Below are 18641 nucleotides of genomic sequence, written 5' to 3' on the forward strand. Positions count from 1 at the left end.
GCTATGAAGGAGCTTTGCATGACAAAACGAGCTATCATTACGATCGCTACGAGGAACTACGCTCACTATGCCTATGCATTAGGAGAATCGGTTTCTAGGCATAATCCAGAATGCGATTTCTTCATTTGCTTCGTAGACAATCCGGTTGGGGCTGAGGGGCTGGATTGCGAGGCGGTCAGCACGATTCTCGCTTCGAACATCGGAATTGAGAATTGGAGACGCTTTGCATTTCAGTACACTCCTTTTGAACTATCCTGTGCATTAAAGCCCTTTGCCATTGGGGCCATTCTTGAAAAGGGTTACGACGAGGTCGTCTATTTAGATGGTGACATGCGTGTTTTGTCTCCGCTTGAGGCAGTGTTCAATGCATTAAAAACCGATTCGATCGTCCTTACGCCACACCTAATTTGCCCCTTTCCCGAAGACAACTGCCGGCCAAGCGAGGATTTATTTCTGATGGCGGGAACATTCAACGCGGGGTTTCTTGCGGTTCGGAATGATAACGTCTCAACAGCGTTTATAGATTGGTGGAAACGTCGGCTGTCTAGGCATTGTTATGTAGATCTGTCGGCCTCGATGTTTGTTGATCAGAAATGGCTGAGTCTCGTTCCTGGACTGTTTGATCGCGTTAATGTTTTGAGAGACCCCGCCTACAATGCGGGGCATTGGACTTTGCCGCAGTTCTCGCTTTCACTCGATTCTGCGGGGCGAGCCTGCATTGGCAACCACCCAATCGCACTGTTTCATTTCAGTAACCTCAATCCAACGGCACCACTTGAGTTTGACCATTGTCAAAACAGAACAACCCTGAACGATCAGCCTATACTGAAATCCATGGTGGCGGAGTATCATGAATCGCTGAAGCGTTTTAATGTTTCTGATTTTTCAAGCCAAGGGTGTGAGTTCGACACATTGAGCGACGGAACGCCGATTCGACCAGAGTGGCGAGAGGCGATTCGACGAGATCATCCAGGCTTTGGTTCGGTGACAGATCCGTTTGATGTGCATTCGTCTGCGAACCTAGTGGATAGATTTGTCTCCATCGAAGCTGGAGCTAGAAAATGGAGAAAAGACTGGCGGCTTAAGGGTGTCAAAAGCTCTGCCGAGATTACACGAACTAAGGGCTTTGAACGAAAAATCAAATCCGTCCTTAGTGCGCTTGGTCTACGGAAGAAGGCAGCATAAATGAAGACCATGGTTTCCCCCGTTTTTTGATCGCACCATTCAGCCCACACAATAATTTCAAGGAGATCCTTTAATGTCACAGAAATCCCCAGTACGCGTGTTCATCGGCTCGGGTGAGGCCAGCCTACTTGAAAGAAAAACGCTGATCTATTCCTTACGAAAGCACTGTTCTAGGGAGCTCGATATCTACGTTTTCAATGGAACCCACAACTCCATTGAACATGAAGGTGAGGAACCTGTTCTGGCGAATATGCCGCTATGGATCAAGTATCGCAACTATACCGAGTTCAGCAATTATCGCTTTTTGATCCCTGAAATCTGTAATCACCAGGGGCGTGCGATCTTTTTGGACTCTGATATGGTTTGCTTGCATGATATCGCAACGTTTTTCGACCAGCCCATGAACGGCTGCGACATGCTCGCAAAAGGAGAAGCATATAAAGGAGATAGCTGCTGGGGGATGAGTCAGATCCTCTTTGACTGCACTAAGTGCCACTTTGACCTGGAAAAGATTTTTAGGCAAATGGATTCTGGGTTATTTTCGAATGCAGATCTACACCAAATGAAGGCCCCATTTTTGAAGGCATACCCCTTCAAGCTCGGTGCGTACGATACCACATGGAACGTATTCGATCATTGTGATGAATCGACCAAACTTATTCATTACACGAATCTTGGAACTCAACCATGGAAATTTTCCGGGCACAAGTTCGAGAAAATCTGGTTCAAGTACTTTGAAGAGGCTCGGAAAGCTGGTGTTATAACCGGGGAGGACATCAAGAAGACATTATCGCGAGCCTATGCACGACAGGATATCTTGAAGCCAGTTGCTGCGGAGAAGAATTCGCAGGACAAACCTCCGAAAGTGACGGTAGCCGCCACCCCGGACAAAAAGAAAAGTGTCTTGAAGCGAATCGAACGTGAAGTCAAGCGACTTTTGCGAGGCGCGGGTAAGAAAGCAGCGTAGTCGGTGTTACCCTCTAGCAAAATGATGGAATCGACCGTGTCATCCAGTCCTTTGATACCTACGACAGAAAAAGTTGATTCACCAACAGTTCGCATCGTAGCCTGCCAGGGCGCAGTTCAGTTGGCGTCAGCAATCGCCGCGATGCGGACAACCCGCGATTCAGGGTTGTTGAAAACGCAACTTGGAAACCGTTGTGTAAATCACTTGTTTATTCATGATCTAAGTGCGCCAGAGGGGCAGATTGACGAGTTTGCGGTTTGCATTCGTGATCTCGCAGAGAAGCTGGAAAACTGGGGCTCAATCCATATTATTAAGACTTCTGACGTCGTGCGAATTCAGGGACTTATACGGGAAAAGAAGCTCGACTTGACAACGCTATTCGCGCAAGAGTTTGGGCTTACTCGCTGCGACGAGCTTTACGTTGGACAGAACAACAAGAACTTCCCTGTGTGGCTTCGCCAGGCAATGCCAAACGCGTGGAAGACCTGTTTCGGAGATGGAATTGCCCTCAATTTTACCAATTCCTACTTTCGGCCGAAAGAGTTCTCCGCAGCCCAAACCAACCTTCCTTGGTTCAAAAAAGCTGAGCGAAAGGCAAAGTCTCTCATGCGAAGTTTTTTTAGTCGTTCCTCTGTCCAAGACACTGCGGAGAAACCTTTCGATTCACACTGCTTATTGCTAAAAAATCTGTTCGACGAGCATTTGGACAGTGTTTTGATGATTGACCCCCAGATTTTCAGAGACGTTTTCGACATTTTTGGAGAAGATTTTAAAACCAAGGCACCGGAGACTCATAGTGCTCTTGTAGGCTTGAATTCTGTGCCCGGTCACAATGTGGTGCTTTTAACCTCCAATTTCTCTGAAACAGGTAGGATGAGTATCGAGGGGGAGATTCGAGGCTATTGCAAGATTTTGGAAGATCTGCCACGAGGGGAGTCTGTGGCGCTCGTTATAAAACCTCACCCTCGTGATTCGTATGAAAAAATTCAACGAATCCAGAGTGCAGTGAAAGAAAAATACGACCATGTGCTAGCTCTTTCGGATCCGTGGACATTCTATCTTCCATTTGAATCATTGTACGCGAGATACCTTGCACCGATAAACTCGCCACTAAGAGAGACGCACGTTGCAACCGTTAGTAGTGCATGTATATCCTTAGAATACCTATATTCTCAAAGATGCTCGCTAGGTTTCGGAAAGGATATCGTAGATCAGGAGTTTACCGCTATGTGGCAGGAACTTAGAAACATTCACGAACGAGACCTTGTAAGGATTATTGCAAAGATCCAAAAGGGATCTAGATCCAGAGTTCTTTCAAAGCGAGCTGCTTAAAATATAGTTCACCTATTTGGATCGCTCGATTAGTGAACAGTAGTTGTTTTCTAAGATTTTTAAGACGAATATGATAAACGCAACAGAAGCTCATTCAGCAACAACCTGGCTCAAGCGACTATTTCAACGCAAAAGAAAACCTGCGACAGATTCGGTGTGTTTTTTTGTTCCGGACAAGAGTCGAGGGTGGATACTTGAAGCCGCTTGTCGTGAGATCACGCAGCGTTTGGATATTCCCTTCGTATACGAAGGGAATTACAAAGCGATTCCTGAGGCGACAGCTTACTATTTCTGTCATTACCACTTTTTCCTTTCGGCGCTTAGGATTAATCCATGGCTCGCCGAAAAAAACTGTGTCGTATGGTTTACCCATCCTAAAGAAGAGAATTTTGGTGACAGGGAAACGATCCTGGCACTTAACAAGTCCGTTGTCGTAACGATGTGTAGCCGATGGAAAAACTTTTTAGTTGAGAAAGGATTAGAGGAATCCCGAGTTCAAACAATCACAGGAGCGGCAGACCCTAACATGTTCCTCCCGCATGATCGCGGTGGTGGAAAGGTTGGGTTTTGTTCCGCTTACTACGAACGCAAGATGCCCGACAGAATTCTTGAAATAGCGAGGTCCCTCCCCGAGTATCACTTTGTCCTGATGGGGCGAAAATGGGACGAATATCCACGCTATGCAGAGTTGATTGGGTTACCTAACTTGGAATATCGTGAAGCAGCCTACAAAGACTATCCTAATTTTTATCGTGAACTTGATGTCTTCGTATCGGTCTCTCAGCTTGAGGGGGGACCAATTCCGTTACTCGAATCCATGATGAGTAATGTCGTGCCCGTTGCTAGCGACACGGGATTCGCTCCCGACGTAATTGAGCATGGAAAGAACGGATTTCTTTTTCCAGCCGATGAGCCTGAAGTTTCTAGGATATCTGATTTGGTGCGTCAGGCGATGAAGCTTAATGGGGATGTAAGAAAAACAGTTTTATCATACAGTTGGGAAAACTATGCCGAGCAGCACGCGAAGCTTTTTCGGTCAAGCTGAGTGCCGTTTCTTGTAAGGTACCCTGTCTGTCAACGTATTCCACCACATCTGGATGCGTGGTATTGGCTTTCCTAAAAGATGGCTGAGTGTCTGCCCTGACGAAATCTCCTCGAGATTCCATTGTGTGTATGCTAAATTCTTTAGCCACTGTTGGCGACATGGTGTTTCGGGATTGTTGATTTTCTCTAGGTCGTGGTTGAGGATTGAATACCCCATGGCACCAATGTCTTCAGCAAAAGCAGGTACGCCCGCAATCGTTGCCTCCACACCTGCATTGGAGTTGAAGGTAACGACGGCCCAAGCATCAACCATGTCTTCATCGAGTGTGCGATTCGTTGAAATTTCCACGGGGCAATCTTGCATGTTGATTGCGTTCGGTTGCATCGGATGTGGCCGAAATCGTATAGGACGGTCCGTGATCTCGGAAAGGCGACAGGCGGTTTTGCGACACCATGCAATATGGTCTGTGTGTTGCACAGATGCATCCCAGGGAACTTGGCCACACAGCACAATATGGGTTCCGTTTCTTCGCCATGGCGATAGAGTAACACCCAATTGCTTAATGCGGTTTCCTGGACTTCGTTGGTTGCAAAAATCGGCACGTCCGTTGAGGCCATCCCAGCCGACCATGTAGTAGTGTTCGCGTCGGACGAATCCTCTCTCGATCACCAAATGCTTTCGTTTAAAATTCTCAACAGGCTGCCCTTTTAAATCATCTTGAAGGTGAACGCGATGGTTGTCTATGATTTCCTGTACGTATCTGCCTCTTTTGGTGGCTTTTTTACCAATCCCAAACGTTACAATTACGTCACAGGCTCGGTAACCGGTTTCTAGAGCATGCAGTTCGTGGTTTAATCCAAGCGAATCTAATCCAGCGATGAATGCCTCCAAAGCCGTTTGGTGCATTTCAAGTTCGGTTGGAATGAAGACGCCGTATTTTTCCATGCTTCTTGAGCTATTGACGAGTAGAACCGGTTATGTTTTGCTTCCTCAACCGTGATTCAAGTCCGATTCATCGATTGCAAACAATAGATTTTGTTGTTCAAAGGAATGTCGTTCTAGCAAAAGCCTGTTTGCGTTGCAAGCTAGAAATCTCACAGCATGATTGGGGGCAACTCGATCTAGGAATCAAGGTCGGGATCTTGCTATAATCCGATATCTCGCTCTGATTCTATGCTTTCACCTTCGAGTAACCGGAATATCGCAATCATGTTCAAGCCGGATCGTTCGATTTTTGAGCAATGCTTTGTTCGAATGGCCAAGAGTCTTGGCTATGAACTAAAGAAGGCCTATCGTCCCCAAGTTGTGGGGGAGGTTGCTCGAGGCTCACGAGTTTACATTGGTTGTGGCGAGCAAAGCCTGGATGGTTACTTGGGATGCGATTTGCGCCCACTTCCGAATGTGACGATCGCGTGTAGAGCTTGGGAGCTCTCTCAATTTTGCCGGGATCTCAAGGAAATCTACAGCCGGCATATGTTGGAACACTTGACCTATTACGAAGCAGTACTAGCACTGCGAGATTGGAATAGTGCTCTAGGGGCCGATGGATTCGTTCGAATCGAGGTTCCAAATATTAGATTTGCAATTGCACAATGGCTTCGAAGCGAGTGGAGCCGTGAAGAGTGGAGCAATCGGTACTCCGACGCCCGGTGGGGATTTGCGGGCTTATTTGGATGGCAGCGCGAGTGCGACCCAACGCAAGTCGACTACAACAGTACTTATTGGGACGTGCACAAATCTGGGTATGATGAACAAATTATGCGATTCTTCTTGCAAGAGTCAGGATTCCATAATATTACGATACGATTAGAGGGGTTTACAACTGCCCAAATGCGTCGAAGAAATCTACCTGTGGGGGCAAGTGATGGCTGCCATTTGGTTGCTGTGGCCTACAAACAGGCTCAGGAAGTGAAAAACGTAGCTTAACCCGAATTGGAGTGATAATATGGCAGAGCGTCAAATGGTAGTAACCCTCGATGAAGTTCGGGAAGATCATCTTAAACGTTACCAGTTTGCTTTGGAGACTCTTGTAAGCCTAAATAAACTTGGCACCGTAATTGATGCTGGCTGTGGAGTCGGATATGGTTCCTCCATACTGGCATCTCGCGTCGAAAAGGTCTGGTCGCTGGAGATTAGCGAAGAGGCTTTTGGCGTCTATCGGGAAAACTGGGAGCGACCAAACATTAATTTCCGATGCGGCGATTTGCTTACGTTTGAACCGGAATGCAAGGCAGATGCGGTTATATGCTTCGAGTTTATTGAGCATATTGAGTTTTACGACCTCGCAATTCAAAAATTCTCAAGGTGGAGTGACTTCCTCGTTATATCGACACCAAACGAGTCTGTTCGCCCCCATCTACAAGAACCGGTCAATCCGTTTCATTTCAGGCACTTCACACCCGAAGAGCTGGAGCAATCCTTGAACAAGCACGGCTTCCAAGTTGAGAGCTGGCACTGCCAGAAGAATGGGGCCAAGCCAGATCTGTTACCGGGAACTCAAGGTAAATTCATTATCGCCGTTGCAAGCAAATGATCAGTAATCGATGCATTGATGATTTTAATCGTTTAACTCTTTGTAAGAAACTATTAAGCATGGAAATCAGCACTCTTGCCACAGTGGACTGTGAAGCCGGTTTACTTGAAGGTATCCGCTCCTCTTTGTTTTTGGATCATGAACCCAATATGGACGACATGTTCCGTGTGTCGTTGGACTATGTGAAGCAGCATTTGGTTGTGCCTGAGGGGCTGATGCTGGAATTCGGTGTCTTTGATGGGAAATCCATTAACCGTATTGCAGATCATTGGCCCGAGAAAACCATCTGGGGTTTTGACAGTTTCGAGGGGCTCCCGGAAGATTGGGACCTCGGGAGTAAAATATACAAGAAAAAAACGAAATGGCATCTCAAGGGGAGTTTGCCGGTTGTTCGGAGTAATGTTCGATTGGTAAAAGGATTCTTTAGTGATTCCTTGCCTACCTGGTGGGAAGAAAACAAGGCCCCCATAGGTTTTCTTCACGTTGATTGCGATCTCTACTCAAGCACGCAAACCGTTCTTGAAACGCTCAACGATTGTATTTTGCCAGGGACGATAATCCGACTGGACGACCTCATCGATTTCCGAGAATTCGAAAACTACGAAGGCAAGGGATCCGAGATCTCTCAATATACCACTTGGCGGGAACATGAATGGAAAGCATTCGTGGAATGGATCAACCGCCATGGTCGGGAGATTGAGCCGCTATGCCGAGGTTGGTTTCAGTGGGCGGTCGTGCGTGTAGTCCGCTGAATCCATAGCTGACGCAACAGCTCTACCTCTCAGTCGATCTGACTTATGCTACCTCCTAACCGAGCCGCAGGTCCGGGCCGAAAAAAATTGAAGTCTTAAGAATTTTATTGCCTAGACTGAAATGGCTCAGGCACTCTCGCTTGCACTTGGACACTGGGTTCATTTCTGTCTATTGCTCGCACGTGGTGCCAAGGTTGACTGGCTGAATTACTTCTCCTATCGTTAGGAATTTGCGTTTGGTTTTCGTTTCGCAAGCACTTAAAATCATGGCCAGAGTTTAGAAAAGGCCTCGCACTCCCGCCAAGTAAGGAATGTCTCAAAGTGAAACTGATGAATGTGGTCGGTGTTTTGCTAGCTACAGCGACATGTGCGCTGCACCCGTCGGCTATAGCCCAAGAGGTGGAATTTCGCTGGAAATTGGCTGAGGGGACTACTCTGCAGTCGATCGTTAGCCAAGAAACACAGCAAGGCGAAGAGGGGGCTGCGACCCCTGTTTCGCAAAAAACTGAGATGACCCAGGACTGGATGGTGCGCGAAAACTATGGGGATGGTACCGCCCTAGTGGTCACGATTTTGCGTCGTGCCCAACTCACACTCGATATCCCGGGAGCAGGGAAAATCGAAGTCGATACGAGCAAAGAGGACGGCGAATCCGCCTTCGCTCAGCAAATTGCCAAGATGTTTCGCCCCCTGATCGATGCCGAATGCTCGAACTCCATGAGCGTGCTAGGCAAAATCGCAGACGTGAAAATCCCGGAAACGGCCTTAGCCGGCTTTCGCAATACCCCAGGCGGTGCCAACATTGAATCGATGATCAAGGAGTCGATTGAGAACGGTTCACCCGTCTTCCCGGCTCAGCCTATCGCTCCAGGCTTTAGCTGGTCCCAGGTTACCTCGAACAAAACTCCGACCGGCTTATTCTCACTCACCAACCAATATACTTACAAAGGAACTGTGAATCTCGGGGGGCGTGCCCTGCACGAATTTACGGTCACCACGAATCTAGCTTTTGCCGGGGATAACAACTTCGGGGCAAAAATTTCCATTCCTGCCCAAAAAATTACCGGTAAAATGCTCTTCGACAACGAGCTCGGTTATTTGGTCGCAAGCGAACAGACCCAAGAAATGACCATGGAAATCGAAGTGCCAAACCAGAAACCGAGCCGACAGACCCTGAAACAAAAGATGATCACCAAATTTCTTCAACCTGACCAAATCGAGAAACCATGACGAACGAACCGTCCAGGGGGATGCCGGCGCCCGAGCTGCTGGCTCCCGCAGGAAACTGGGAATGTATTCAAGCAGCGATCGAAAACGGAGCCGATGCCGTCTACTTTGGCCTCGACGTTGGATTCAACGCGCGAGCCCGCGCCACCAATTTTGGATTAGCAGACCTCGAGCCTCTCATGAAAACCCTCCATCGAAGAGGGGTTTTAGGGTATGTGACCCTCAACACGCTTATCTTCACCGATGAGCTGGCTGCCTTTGAAAAGAACGTCGATTTGCTCGCCCGAGCAGGCGTCGATGCCGTTCTCGTCCAAGACCTCGGGGCTGTTCGCCTCATCCGCGAAATCTGCCCCGAACTCAGTGTTCATGCTAGCACTCAGATGACGATGGTTTCGGCCGAGACGATCGCAGCCATCGAAGGGCTCGGCATCGATCGAGTCGTGCTGGCTCGCGAGTTGTCGATCGATGAGATTCGCAAAATCACATCTGCCACCTCGATGCCAGTCGAGACCTTTGTCCATGGTGCCCTTTGCGTTGCTTATAGTGGGCAATGCCTCACCAGCGAATCGCTCGGGGGACGGAGTGCCAATCGAGGTCAATGCGCCCAGGCCTGCCGTCTCAATTACGATCTGATCTGTGACGGAGCGGATGTCGACCTAGGGGATAATCGCTATTTGCTATCGCCCCAAGATCTAGCCGGCTACGCTCACATTCCCCAACTCATCGATGTCGGTGTCTGCTCCCTGAAAATCGAAGGCCGATTGAAAACCCCCGAATATGTCGCCAACATAGTCTGGCATTACCGGAAAGCCATCGATGCAGCTGTTCAAAACAAAGCAATCCTTTGGTCAAACGACGATCGACGAGAGATGGAACTTAGCTTCTCCCGTGGATTCAGCCCCGGCTGGCTCGAAGGCTGCGACCACAAGCGATTGGTCCCCGGACTGAGTAGTGCGAAGCGTGGCGTACGAGTTGGTACCGTTCTGCAAGTTCGCGGCGAGCGCGTGGTCGCCCAGCTCGAACACGAACTTATGCCCGGCGACGGTGTTGTGTTCGAAGGTGATCGCGTTGCTGGCGATGAAGTCGGCGGACGCATCTATCAAGTCTTCGTCGGAGGTAAGCTGGCGGAATCGCCGCAGCGAGGCCGAGTGGAACTGGCTTTTCAACGAGGGCTGATCCAAGCGGAAACGCTTCAACCCGGTCTCGGAATCTGGCAAACCGACTCGCCACAACTAACTAAAAGACTCCGTGCGACCTTCGACTCCAAGCAGCCTTTGCGCAAGCTTCCGATTTGGATGGAAATCAAAATCGAAACCGGAAAGGAAATCGAATGCAAGGCAGGGATTTTACCCGCGAAAGACCACGCAGTAACCTGGACACACGCCTTTGTTCCCGAGGTAGCTCGCAAGCATTCTGTCCAGCACGATTCTCTCTTTGAGCAACTGAATCGACTTGGTTCCACTCAGTTTGTACTAGCGGACCTCGAGTCGCAGATCGAGGGGAACCCGATGCTTCCTTTAAGTGTCATCGGCGAGATTCGGAAAGAGTTGGTGCCTCGACTAGATGACCTACTTATCGAGCGGCCGGCTCGAAGAATCGCATCAGGCGGAGTTGCCGAGCGAATGCTCACAACTGCCAAACAATCGACAGCACCGAACTTGGCGATAGATCCAGAAGCGTCGGCTTCAAAAGATGTGGCCATACCGCAGTTGCATGTTCTGGTACGGTCTCTCACGCAGTTGGATTCGGTGTTGGCTACTGGCCAATTATCGATTTATGCGGATTTTCATGACATTCGAGAGTATCGCCAGGCAGTCGAAATGTGTCGTCAGGCCAAGGCCGCGATCTTTCTAGCCAGTCTACGAATTCAAAAACCAGGCGAAATGGGGCTGTTCAAGGCTCTTGAGAAGCGAAATGCCGATGGATGGTTGGTGCGGAATGTAGCCGCATTGGATTATGCGAAGAAGGCCGGGATTCCCTTCGTATGTGACTTTAGTTTGAACGCCACGAATCCATTGACGGCCGAGTGGTTGATACAGAAGGGAGCTATGCGCTTCACAGCATCGTACGATTTGAACCGCGACCAACTCACCGAACTGGTGGATGGCGTGGATCCTCGTTCGATCGAGGTGGTGATTCATCAGCACATGCCCATGTTTCATATGGAGCATTGTGTATTCTGCACGGTGCTTTCACCGGGAACGAACAAAACGAATTGCGGGCGGCCTTGCGATCGCCACGATGTCAAGCTGCGCGACCGAATCGGCATGGAGCACGTCTTGCACGCCGACATCGGATGTCGCAACACACTTTACAACGGCCAAGCCCAAAGTGGAGCCGAGGCTGTCTCAGGTCTTCTGCGGCGAGGAGTAATCAGTTTCCGAGTTGAATTGCTGCGTGATGCAAGTTCCCAAGATATCGGAGAGATCGTCACGATTTACCGAAGCTTACTCACAGGAGAGTTGCAAGGTAGCGACGTTTGGAAGCGACTCAAAGCAGCCAATCGATTGGGAGTCACCCGAGGCACGTTGGAGCACCCACGCAACCCTCTCGCGATTTTGTAGGCCACCTCGCTATACGGTTAGAGCATCTTATCCGCTGTGGCATTGTTAGTCGCTCTGTTGCAGTGGTTCTTCAGGATAAAGCTTGTTCAAAACAAGTCTGGGGTCCGCAATACGCGGAAGAACTCTTCTCGGCTAAGCGGCAGATCCGTGTTCTGTTTGGGGACCACCAAGACGTCTCCTTCTTTCCTCTCCGATACTGCAGTGTACCTCATAGAACTGCCATGAAATTCTACTCCCTTCACAACGGCATCGGTCCAACATTTGGGCTGCCACAACCAAACCAAGGGGGCTCCGTCACCAAGCTGATTCGCGCGTCCCAAGTCTGTTCGAATAAACCGTTTCATATCAATGGTGAACGGATTGTCGGGAAGGACATCAAAGTCCGCTGCTTGAAAGACGGAATCGCGGTCCCAAAAATCGCCTCCCCCCCAGTCGACCGACCGTGTTTTCTTAGCCACAATGTACGCTGACCAACCGTCTTTACCATTGTAACCACCATTCACGGTAAGATTAAAGACGATCATGTTGGGGGCAATCTCTGGATTCGTGAGCAACGCATTGGCGACTGTTGTTTGTGGCCCTCCGGCTATAACCAGTAATGGCTTTTCAGGAGTCGCTCGCAGGGCTTCCGCCACAATCAGCCGACTACCGGCCGATGGATGCGGAATAGTGTCCTCGATGCGCCCAGACTCCGGGCGTTCCAAAGCTCGGTCGGAACCCCGTGTCAAATCGGGGATGTTTTTCAAACCTGAATCGCGGGCTAGCTTGATGGCTTTCTCCGCATCTTCCCATGACTGTTCAAACGAGTACTGATAACCTTTTTGCCATTCCCACATATCCCGAGAAACGATGTTACCTCGTAGATCAGCCGCTCCCAAGCTGGCCTGGGCCCAAAGATAGTTGTTATCAAAAACATCAAACCACCAGTCGTTGTCATAAACGATAGGATTATCCGGCCCAACGCCTTGTATGGTCACCTTGCCATCGGCAACTCGAAACTCTGGCACCTCTCCTCGGGCAGCACTACCCATCTGCCAGCAACCAAGCAATCCGAAAAGAATCACTACCAAGCCGAACACCGATCGTCGCGTTGCATGACTGGCATGCGGTGTGGTATCTCGAAAGGTTGAGTCTGCTGATAGGGAGAGGTTCATCGTATTGGGGTTCTTTACTCGTAGAGGTTTATGGCGTGACATGGACAATGAGTCTGCGGTAGGCGAACAAGCTGGGGGAACCGCTATCCTCGACCTCTAGAATAACATGATACGAGGTCGGCGCGGCAACTTGCGGCAATTGCAACTTGATTTCTATTCCGGATAAAGTGCTAAACCAACTGGTCCATTGCGAAAGACTTTCCTCGCTTCGATTGGCCAAGGTTGGTTCGGGATAAATCCACCAGCGAAACGCAAGCGAGTCGCCGTCGGGATCGGAGGAACCTGCTGCCGAAACAGTAATAGAGGCGCCGGATTTCGCCTTTAATTCCGTGACGCTCTTCGAAGCGTCGCCGTTAAGCACGACGCGAGGATGATGATTCGCCTTGGTAAATTCTTCAGTGATCGACCAATTCATTCTCGCCGCGAAATCGTTCTGGAACGCTCGACGCCATCGAAAGACGGTGGCGTATTCGTTGTTGTATTCTTGCTCCCCATGAGTCCAAGAATCTTTCGCATCGCTGAACATTCGGTAGGGGCGATGTTGATCCAGTAGTGGATCGACCGTATCGTTTCCCGTACCGGTTCGAACATTCTCGACTTTTTCGGCCGTGAAGCGACCTCCCCAGGAACCCCAGTGTGGTTGATTGGGATCGCTGAGCCCATTAGGTACCAGATAGAGAAAGGAAGGCGTGTCCCCCTCCCAAAGATAATCGGCATTAGGATAAACCGCACCCAGAGGCCCTTTGCTTTGAACATTTTCTGCAACCCATGCTGCGTTGAACAATGCATCGTCTCCGCCCCAGGATTCGCTCCATGCGTTGAATCGCGGAGTTGTTCTGGAGATGCCTTTCCAAAGTAGCTTGGCCGAGATCAAAAAGGTATCTGGATAATGGTGAGCAACATAAGCGAACGCGTCATCTTGCAAAGCAATCTCGTAACCTCGAATCTTCGCGACCAGACGCTCGGCATCGTGAGGGCGTTCCCTTTGAAGCTTCATTACAGCTCCGCCCAGAGTATTCCCACCACCCCAGACACAGAACCAAACCGGTCGCGGATCTTCTCGATCCAATACCGTGATGATGAGATCGATCCCTTCGTTATTCAGCTGCTCAGCGGCGGCTTGCATCCCGTATCCATCTACTCCAGACTTGGTCACTTCGCGCAGAGCATTCGCAACCGGGTAGCCGACCGCATGTCGCGCAATATTCGGCTGAACTTTTTCGTAAGCATCCAACACTTGCAGGATCGTGGCCTTATCCGGATTGTTCTTCCGCCAACAAGAAGTCGTCGCAATGATTCCTTCGATATCAAACTCATTGGCATAAGTCAGAAACCGCACGAGAGATTGTTGATCGTCCGGCTCGTTCGACATATCACTGAGAATGACGACTCGTAAGCGATCGTCTTTAATCAGTTCCGAGCTCGCATCTTCGTTTGCGGGGACTTCCTGACTGAACAGTACCAGGCAGACAAGCAGAACCGCTTGGACGATCCATAGCGAACGTGTAAGCATTTTGGACACCTAAATTGTCTGGTCTAGAGTGTTTTAGACGAATGACAGGTCAAACGGAGCATAAGCTGGGAACCAGGCTATAGACCCAGTATATCTTAGCGATCTCCCAAAAAGTATGTCGCACCGTTCGTCGCTCGCTGCCGCGCCGCAAGGCATAGGGCGAAGCGACCCGCGAAACTCGGTGGATAGGTTTACACCGCGAGAGATGGGAGTGACGCAAGAGTTGTCTTGAAAATAGTTGATCATTGTTCCTCTCGCGTTTCTCTTATCTCTAGCGGTGTGAATATCTCAAGAGAGGGGGCCGCATAGGGAAAAGGTGCGGTAGATTACTTACGCGGCACTGTTTGTTTCTCACCGGGGAAAGATGGATGATTTGCGACGCGTCAAAGAGGTGCGTCTCTATCTGCTGGATCATCGTCCGCATGAAAGACGACTGGCAGCAAATTTTCGCGTTTGAAAGATGAATCAACACTCCCTTTATGTTGATGGTACTTGATTCTCTTTGAAGCTTTGGGACAATCGATCAATTGTTAGAAAAATATCTACGGAGTTGTATCATGAAGTTGTTGTCACCTTGTTTGCTTGTTTTCTCATTGGTTTTCCTGCCAAACGCAACGATAAGTCGCGCCCAGGTTCCCGCCTTACAGAAGCTTGTTTTGTCCGTTCCCGACAGAGCCAATGCGATTCTTTATTTAGACACCCCCGTTTTGAGAAAGCTAGTCGATGGCGATTCCATTGCCAAAGACTTATCAGAGCGTATGGGAGAAGTTCGTATCGTTGCGGATCTAGATATCGGTACCCTGCAGCCGAATTGGGAGGTGGGTGTGATTGATCTGTCCGGTGTTTCGAATGCAGATAGTATTGCAAAATCGGTTGGTGGATATGTTGATAAAATCGGTAGCACCGCAGTCGTGTGGTCTCCTCGACAGGCCTATCTGATTCCAACCAGTAGTTCACAATTGTCCATGGTTAGACCTGCCGATCGGAAGCTGGCCAGTCGATACCTAAAGCACAGCAGTGACACGGACAGGTCGCCTTATCTGGTGAAGGAAGCCCAGCGAAGCTTGTCCACGATCTCATTGTTACTAGCGATTGATTTAGAGGATGTTTGGTCGCCTATCGCAATTCGGGAAAAGCTATCCACCATAGAGGCGACCAAGAGCATCGACCAAGATTCACTGGTCCGATTGCTGTCTGATTTCAAGGGTATACGCCTTTACGTAAGTAAGAAAGATCTCACGGATTGCATCTTAAGTGTTGATTTCGCATCCTCACCCGCAGTCCTATTGCCTATAGCAAAAGATTTTTTGGCCGAAGTTTTGGGGAAGAGTTCGGCTTCGATTCCGGATGTTAAGAAGTGGACCGTTGGAGCTGACGGGAACACCATTTCGTTTCGCGGCACAATTACTGCCAGCACGCTTGATGATTTGGTAGGGATTTTCTCCCTTCAAAATCATTCCTCTGAGTCATTAGTAAGTGAATCGCAGTCATACGAAACAGACTCCGGTGTTGCATTGAAGTCTAAAGAATACTTTGGAAAGGTAGTGGATCTGGTGCATCGGATTCGTGATTATTCCGCAAGCAGTACCGGTGATCGAGCCCGTTGGAATGGGCGAATGGCAAATCGAATCGACGAAATACCGACACTAAATGTTGATCCAGAACTCGTCGAGTTCGCCTCTCGTTTAGCCTCAGGTTTTCGCGGAAACACCCTGGAAATCCAGAAGACAAACGTGACCTACGGCACCAACTCTTATGTCAATTCAGGTTACAGCGTGAATAGCTACGGGTATGGGAACGGCTACGGTTACTACGACGTCAACACCCCGGGTCAATATCAAGCTGTTTCACGGGGCCTCAACAATGTATCCTTCCGGGAAACCATGTCCCAAGCCGAGCAGATGATTGCCGATATGCGGAGAGCGATGACCGAGAAATATCAAATTCAATTTTAGTTCTTGCCGCATTATGATTTCCACACCATCCTAGCCCCTTTAAGACCAAGGGGCTAGAACCGGCTACGACGACTGACCAGGTACTCGGTGATCGCTTTGTCGTAGGGCATGCTGGTGTCGAGCGGGACGTAATCGATCTTGGATTCGCTCAAACCCTTTTTTAATTCCTCACGAAACTGTTGGATGTTTTCTTGATACTCGTGGCAAATATCATCAGCATTGACGTTCACAGTTTGCTTGGTCTCCGGATCTTCCAATTGGACTAAACCAGTGAAGGGAAACTTAACCTCCGCCTCGTCCAGAACATGAAACACGATGACATCATGCCCGGCATGCTTCAATATGCGGATGGCTTCGAGTGTTGGTTTGGTGTCGGCGAGCAAATCGCTCATCAACATAATGAGCGACTTATGCTTGAGCATGGAGGCCAACTGAAGCAGCGGCGCCTTTAACTCTGTTTGGCCAGCCACCTTTAATTTTGTGAGCTGACTCAATATGGCACCGAATTGACTGCGACGCGATTTAGGTGGCAAGTTGGCTCGAATCTTTTGATCGAACGTTATCAGCCCAACCGGGTCTTGCTGCATAAGCATCAAATAAGACAAAGCCGCCGCTAGACAAATGCAGTAATCAAATTTGGTCAAATTCTGTTGATAGGTATAGTCCATCGACTGGCTGAGGTCCATGACGATATAGCCTGTGATATTCGTCTCGGCTTCGAACTTCTTGACATAGTAGCGTTCGGTTTTTGCGTACGCTTGCCAATCGATATCTTTGGGGTCGTCGCCAGGTGCGTAAAGTCGATGTTCGCTAAACTCTACCGAAAATCCATGGTAGGGACTCGAGTGCATCCCCTGTAGAAATCCTTTGACGATCATTTGGGCCCGAAGATCGAGCCGCTTGATTTGAGAAGCCAGTTCCGGCTTGAGATACTGCTCGACGTTTACCACGAATCAAAACCTATCGCCTTCCTTGTCCCCGCTCGCTGGGACGGCAAGCTTCCAAGCTCGCACAAGTCACAAGTACACAGTTACAGTGATTCTACCACACTAGTTCGATAGGCAATGATCGCAGGGACAACGCCAGCCAAAATTCCTAATAAGATCATCCCTGGTACCAGCCATAACTCTTGGGGAGCCGCTGAATCCAGGAACCCGATGGTTGTCCCCGTTGCTTTTTGTGTCCACATATTGCCGATAGGTCCAGCTAAATGCCCAACGAACCAGCCTACACCGCCTCCAACGACTGCAATAATGGTCGACTCTAGCAGGATGATCAACGTGATATGATCGCGTGATGCTCCGAGCGATCGCATCACCGCAATATCCCTTTTGCGTTCGCTCATGCTGTTGTAAATGCTAACCAAAATTCCGATTGCACTCACTATGCAGACCAAACTGGTCAACAAAAAGAGGCCGAATCGCACTGGCTTGACAAATGTTTCCAGAAGCTGCGTCAATACGTTGATCGGGGAGACTGCGACGGCATAAGTCGACTTGTTGACCTGCTTTTGTAATCCAATCGCGGCAGCTCCACCGACACCTCCCGATTTGATTAGAACAGCGGTAACCTCCCGCTTGTCGATAGGTAGCCGAACTTTCGATAATTTGGACTCTCGCTCGGGAGCAACCGCAGACCCACGGACTTCGATGCCGTCATCGTCCCGGTCTGGAGCAATGTGTCCTTCGAGCAAGTAAAAGCCTTCCATGTTTACAAAGGCCCCGCGATCGTTCGGAGTCCCAGTCGGCTTGAGAATTCCCACTACGCGAAAGCCGTCGTCGTGCTGCTCGCCACCTTCCATGCCGTGCGATGCAAAGACTTCATCACCGAGCTTGAGCTTCATGACGCTCGCCACTTCGCTGCCGATGACTGCTTCGAAGAAACCATTCTCCTCGGAGTAGTCAACAAAGTTCCGCCCTTCTGCGAACTCGTAGTCCTTATCCCCATCGCGGCCGTGTTTGAGCAAATTGAAATAATCGGGAGTCGTCCCTACGCAACGGAACGGACCGACATAATCCCCCATGCACATTGGAATCGCGAATCCACCCGAGGTGTAAGCCGAATACTTGCCCTTGCGATCGGGCTCATCCAGCTTGCCACCGATCTTCTGATAGTGCTCCTGTCGAGCATTCGGGCCGGGCAAGAATTCCATGTAAGCCGAATAAGGGATGTTTTCAACCGGTTCGCTCAGGAACATCACGGTGTTAAACACCAATTGCACCGAACTACCCTTTGCACCGATGATCAGGTTGTAACCAACGTTGCTGGTTTGCTCAAAGGTACGTTCGATCATGCCAGCGATGGTCAATACGAGTACGACTAACGCGACCCCCAGCGACATGGAGATCATCGTTAGCAAACTGGGCAAGCGTCGATAGAAAAGATTTCGAATCGCGATTCGGATCAAGCTCATG

The 18641-nt window shown here is 49.5% G+C and carries 16 protein-coding genes; 10 read left to right on the forward strand and 6 right to left on the reverse strand.

The genetic code is table 11. The features are described from left to right. Positions 1–18: 18 nt before the first annotated feature. The 4 genes from SH449x_RS25680 (at position 19) to SH449x_RS25695 (ending at position 4529) form a co-directional block, all read left to right on the forward strand. Entirely contained in the window at positions 19–1185 is a 1167-nt protein-coding gene (locus tag SH449x_RS25680) for a hypothetical protein (RefSeq protein WP_482378933.1), read from the forward strand. A gap of 73 nt (positions 1186–1258) precedes the next feature. Beyond that, a complete protein-coding gene (locus SH449x_RS25685) occupies positions 1259–2152 on the forward strand; it encodes a hypothetical protein (protein ID WP_482378934.1) in 894 nt (297 codons plus the stop codon). 36 nt (positions 2153–2188) lie between these two features. Then, positions 2189–3484, forward strand: coding sequence for a polysialyltransferase family glycosyltransferase (locus SH449x_RS25690; RefSeq protein WP_482378935.1), 1296 nt, complete (start codon positions 2189–2191; stop codon positions 3482–3484). A 70-nt stretch (positions 3485–3554) separates the two neighbouring features. Further along, positions 3555–4529, forward strand: coding sequence for a glycosyltransferase family 4 protein (locus SH449x_RS25695; protein WP_482378936.1), 975 nt, complete (start codon positions 3555–3557; stop codon positions 4527–4529). On the opposite strand, the gene SH449x_RS25700 is transcribed toward SH449x_RS25695, so the two are convergent. After that, positions 4521–5474: a hypothetical protein gene (locus SH449x_RS25700; RefSeq protein ID WP_482378937.1), complete on the reverse strand. Its 954-nt coding sequence runs from the start codon at positions 5472–5474 to the stop codon at positions 4521–4523. The two genes, SH449x_RS25695 and SH449x_RS25700, sit on opposite strands and share 9 nt — an antisense overlap. A 264-nt stretch (positions 5475–5738) precedes the next feature. On the opposite strand from SH449x_RS25700, the gene SH449x_RS25705 reads away from it, so the two are divergent. The 5 genes from SH449x_RS25705 to SH449x_RS25725 all read left to right on the forward strand — a co-directional run bounded on the left by SH449x_RS25705 (position 5739) and on the right by SH449x_RS25725 (position 11605). Beyond that, positions 5739–6455: a class I SAM-dependent methyltransferase gene (locus tag SH449x_RS25705; RefSeq protein ID WP_482378938.1), complete on the forward strand. Its 717-nt coding sequence runs from the start codon at positions 5739–5741 to the stop codon at positions 6453–6455. A 19-nt stretch (positions 6456–6474) separates the two neighbouring features. After that, positions 6475–7062, forward strand: a complete 588-nt coding sequence (locus SH449x_RS25710; protein ID WP_482378939.1) for a class I SAM-dependent methyltransferase — start codon at positions 6475–6477, stop codon at positions 7060–7062. Positions 7063–7121: 59 nt separating this feature from the next. Continuing rightward, the gene (locus tag SH449x_RS25715; RefSeq protein ID WP_482378940.1) at positions 7122–7814 is read left to right on the forward strand and encodes a TylF/MycF/NovP-related O-methyltransferase; all 693 of its coding nucleotides are present in this window, start codon (positions 7122–7124) and stop codon (positions 7812–7814) included. A gap of 321 nt (positions 7815–8135) precedes the next feature. After that, positions 8136–9044, forward strand: coding sequence for a hypothetical protein (locus SH449x_RS25720; protein WP_482378941.1), 909 nt, complete (start codon positions 8136–8138; stop codon positions 9042–9044). Then, the gene (locus tag SH449x_RS25725) at positions 9041–11605 is read left to right on the forward strand and encodes a U32 family peptidase (protein WP_482378942.1); all 2565 of its coding nucleotides are present in this window, start codon (positions 9041–9043) and stop codon (positions 11603–11605) included. The genes SH449x_RS25720 and SH449x_RS25725 overlap by 4 nt, the downstream gene beginning before the upstream one ends. A gap of 86 nt (positions 11606–11691) precedes the next feature. Here the strand turns inward: SH449x_RS25725 and SH449x_RS25730 are convergent, their stop codons facing one another. From SH449x_RS25730 to SH449x_RS25740, 3 genes are read right to left on the reverse strand one after another with little or no spacing between them, the layout of a single operon-like run. Beyond that, positions 11692–12759, reverse strand: coding sequence for a hypothetical protein (locus SH449x_RS25730; RefSeq protein WP_482378943.1), 1068 nt, complete (start codon positions 12757–12759; stop codon positions 11692–11694). Positions 12760–12787: 28 nt separating this feature from the next. Next, positions 12788–14272 (reverse strand): DUF1593 domain-containing protein, encoded by a 1485-nt coding sequence (locus SH449x_RS25735; RefSeq protein WP_482378944.1) that lies wholly within the window; start codon positions 14270–14272, stop codon positions 12788–12790. Between the two features lie 33 nt (positions 14273–14305). Continuing rightward, the gene (locus SH449x_RS25740) at positions 14306–14518 is read right to left on the reverse strand and encodes a hypothetical protein (RefSeq protein ID WP_482378945.1); all 213 of its coding nucleotides are present in this window, start codon (positions 14516–14518) and stop codon (positions 14306–14308) included. Positions 14519–14829: 311 nt separating this feature from the next. Between SH449x_RS25740 and SH449x_RS25745 the strand changes: the two genes are divergently transcribed. Next, positions 14830–16227: a hypothetical protein gene (locus SH449x_RS25745; RefSeq protein WP_482378946.1), complete on the forward strand. Its 1398-nt coding sequence runs from the start codon at positions 14830–14832 to the stop codon at positions 16225–16227. A gap of 53 nt (positions 16228–16280) precedes the next feature. Here SH449x_RS25745 and SH449x_RS25750 read toward each other — a convergent pair whose 3' ends face one another. Together SH449x_RS25750 and SH449x_RS25755 are read right to left on the reverse strand one after the other, a co-directional pair. Beyond that, complete coding sequence (locus SH449x_RS25750; RefSeq protein ID WP_482378947.1) at positions 16281–17177, reverse strand: DUF58 domain-containing protein; 897 nt, start codon at positions 17175–17177, stop codon at positions 16281–16283. A gap of 80 nt (positions 17178–17257) precedes the next feature. Beyond that, positions 17258–18640, reverse strand: a complete 1383-nt coding sequence (locus tag SH449x_RS25755) for an ABC transporter permease (protein ID WP_482378948.1) — start codon at positions 18638–18640, stop codon at positions 17258–17260. Between the last annotated feature and the right edge of the window lies 1 nt (position 18641).

This window comes from Brakhagea baltica (genome assembly GCF_052161605.1).
Lineage (GTDB): Bacteria > Planctomycetota > Planctomycetia > Pirellulales > Pirellulaceae > JBKCUI01.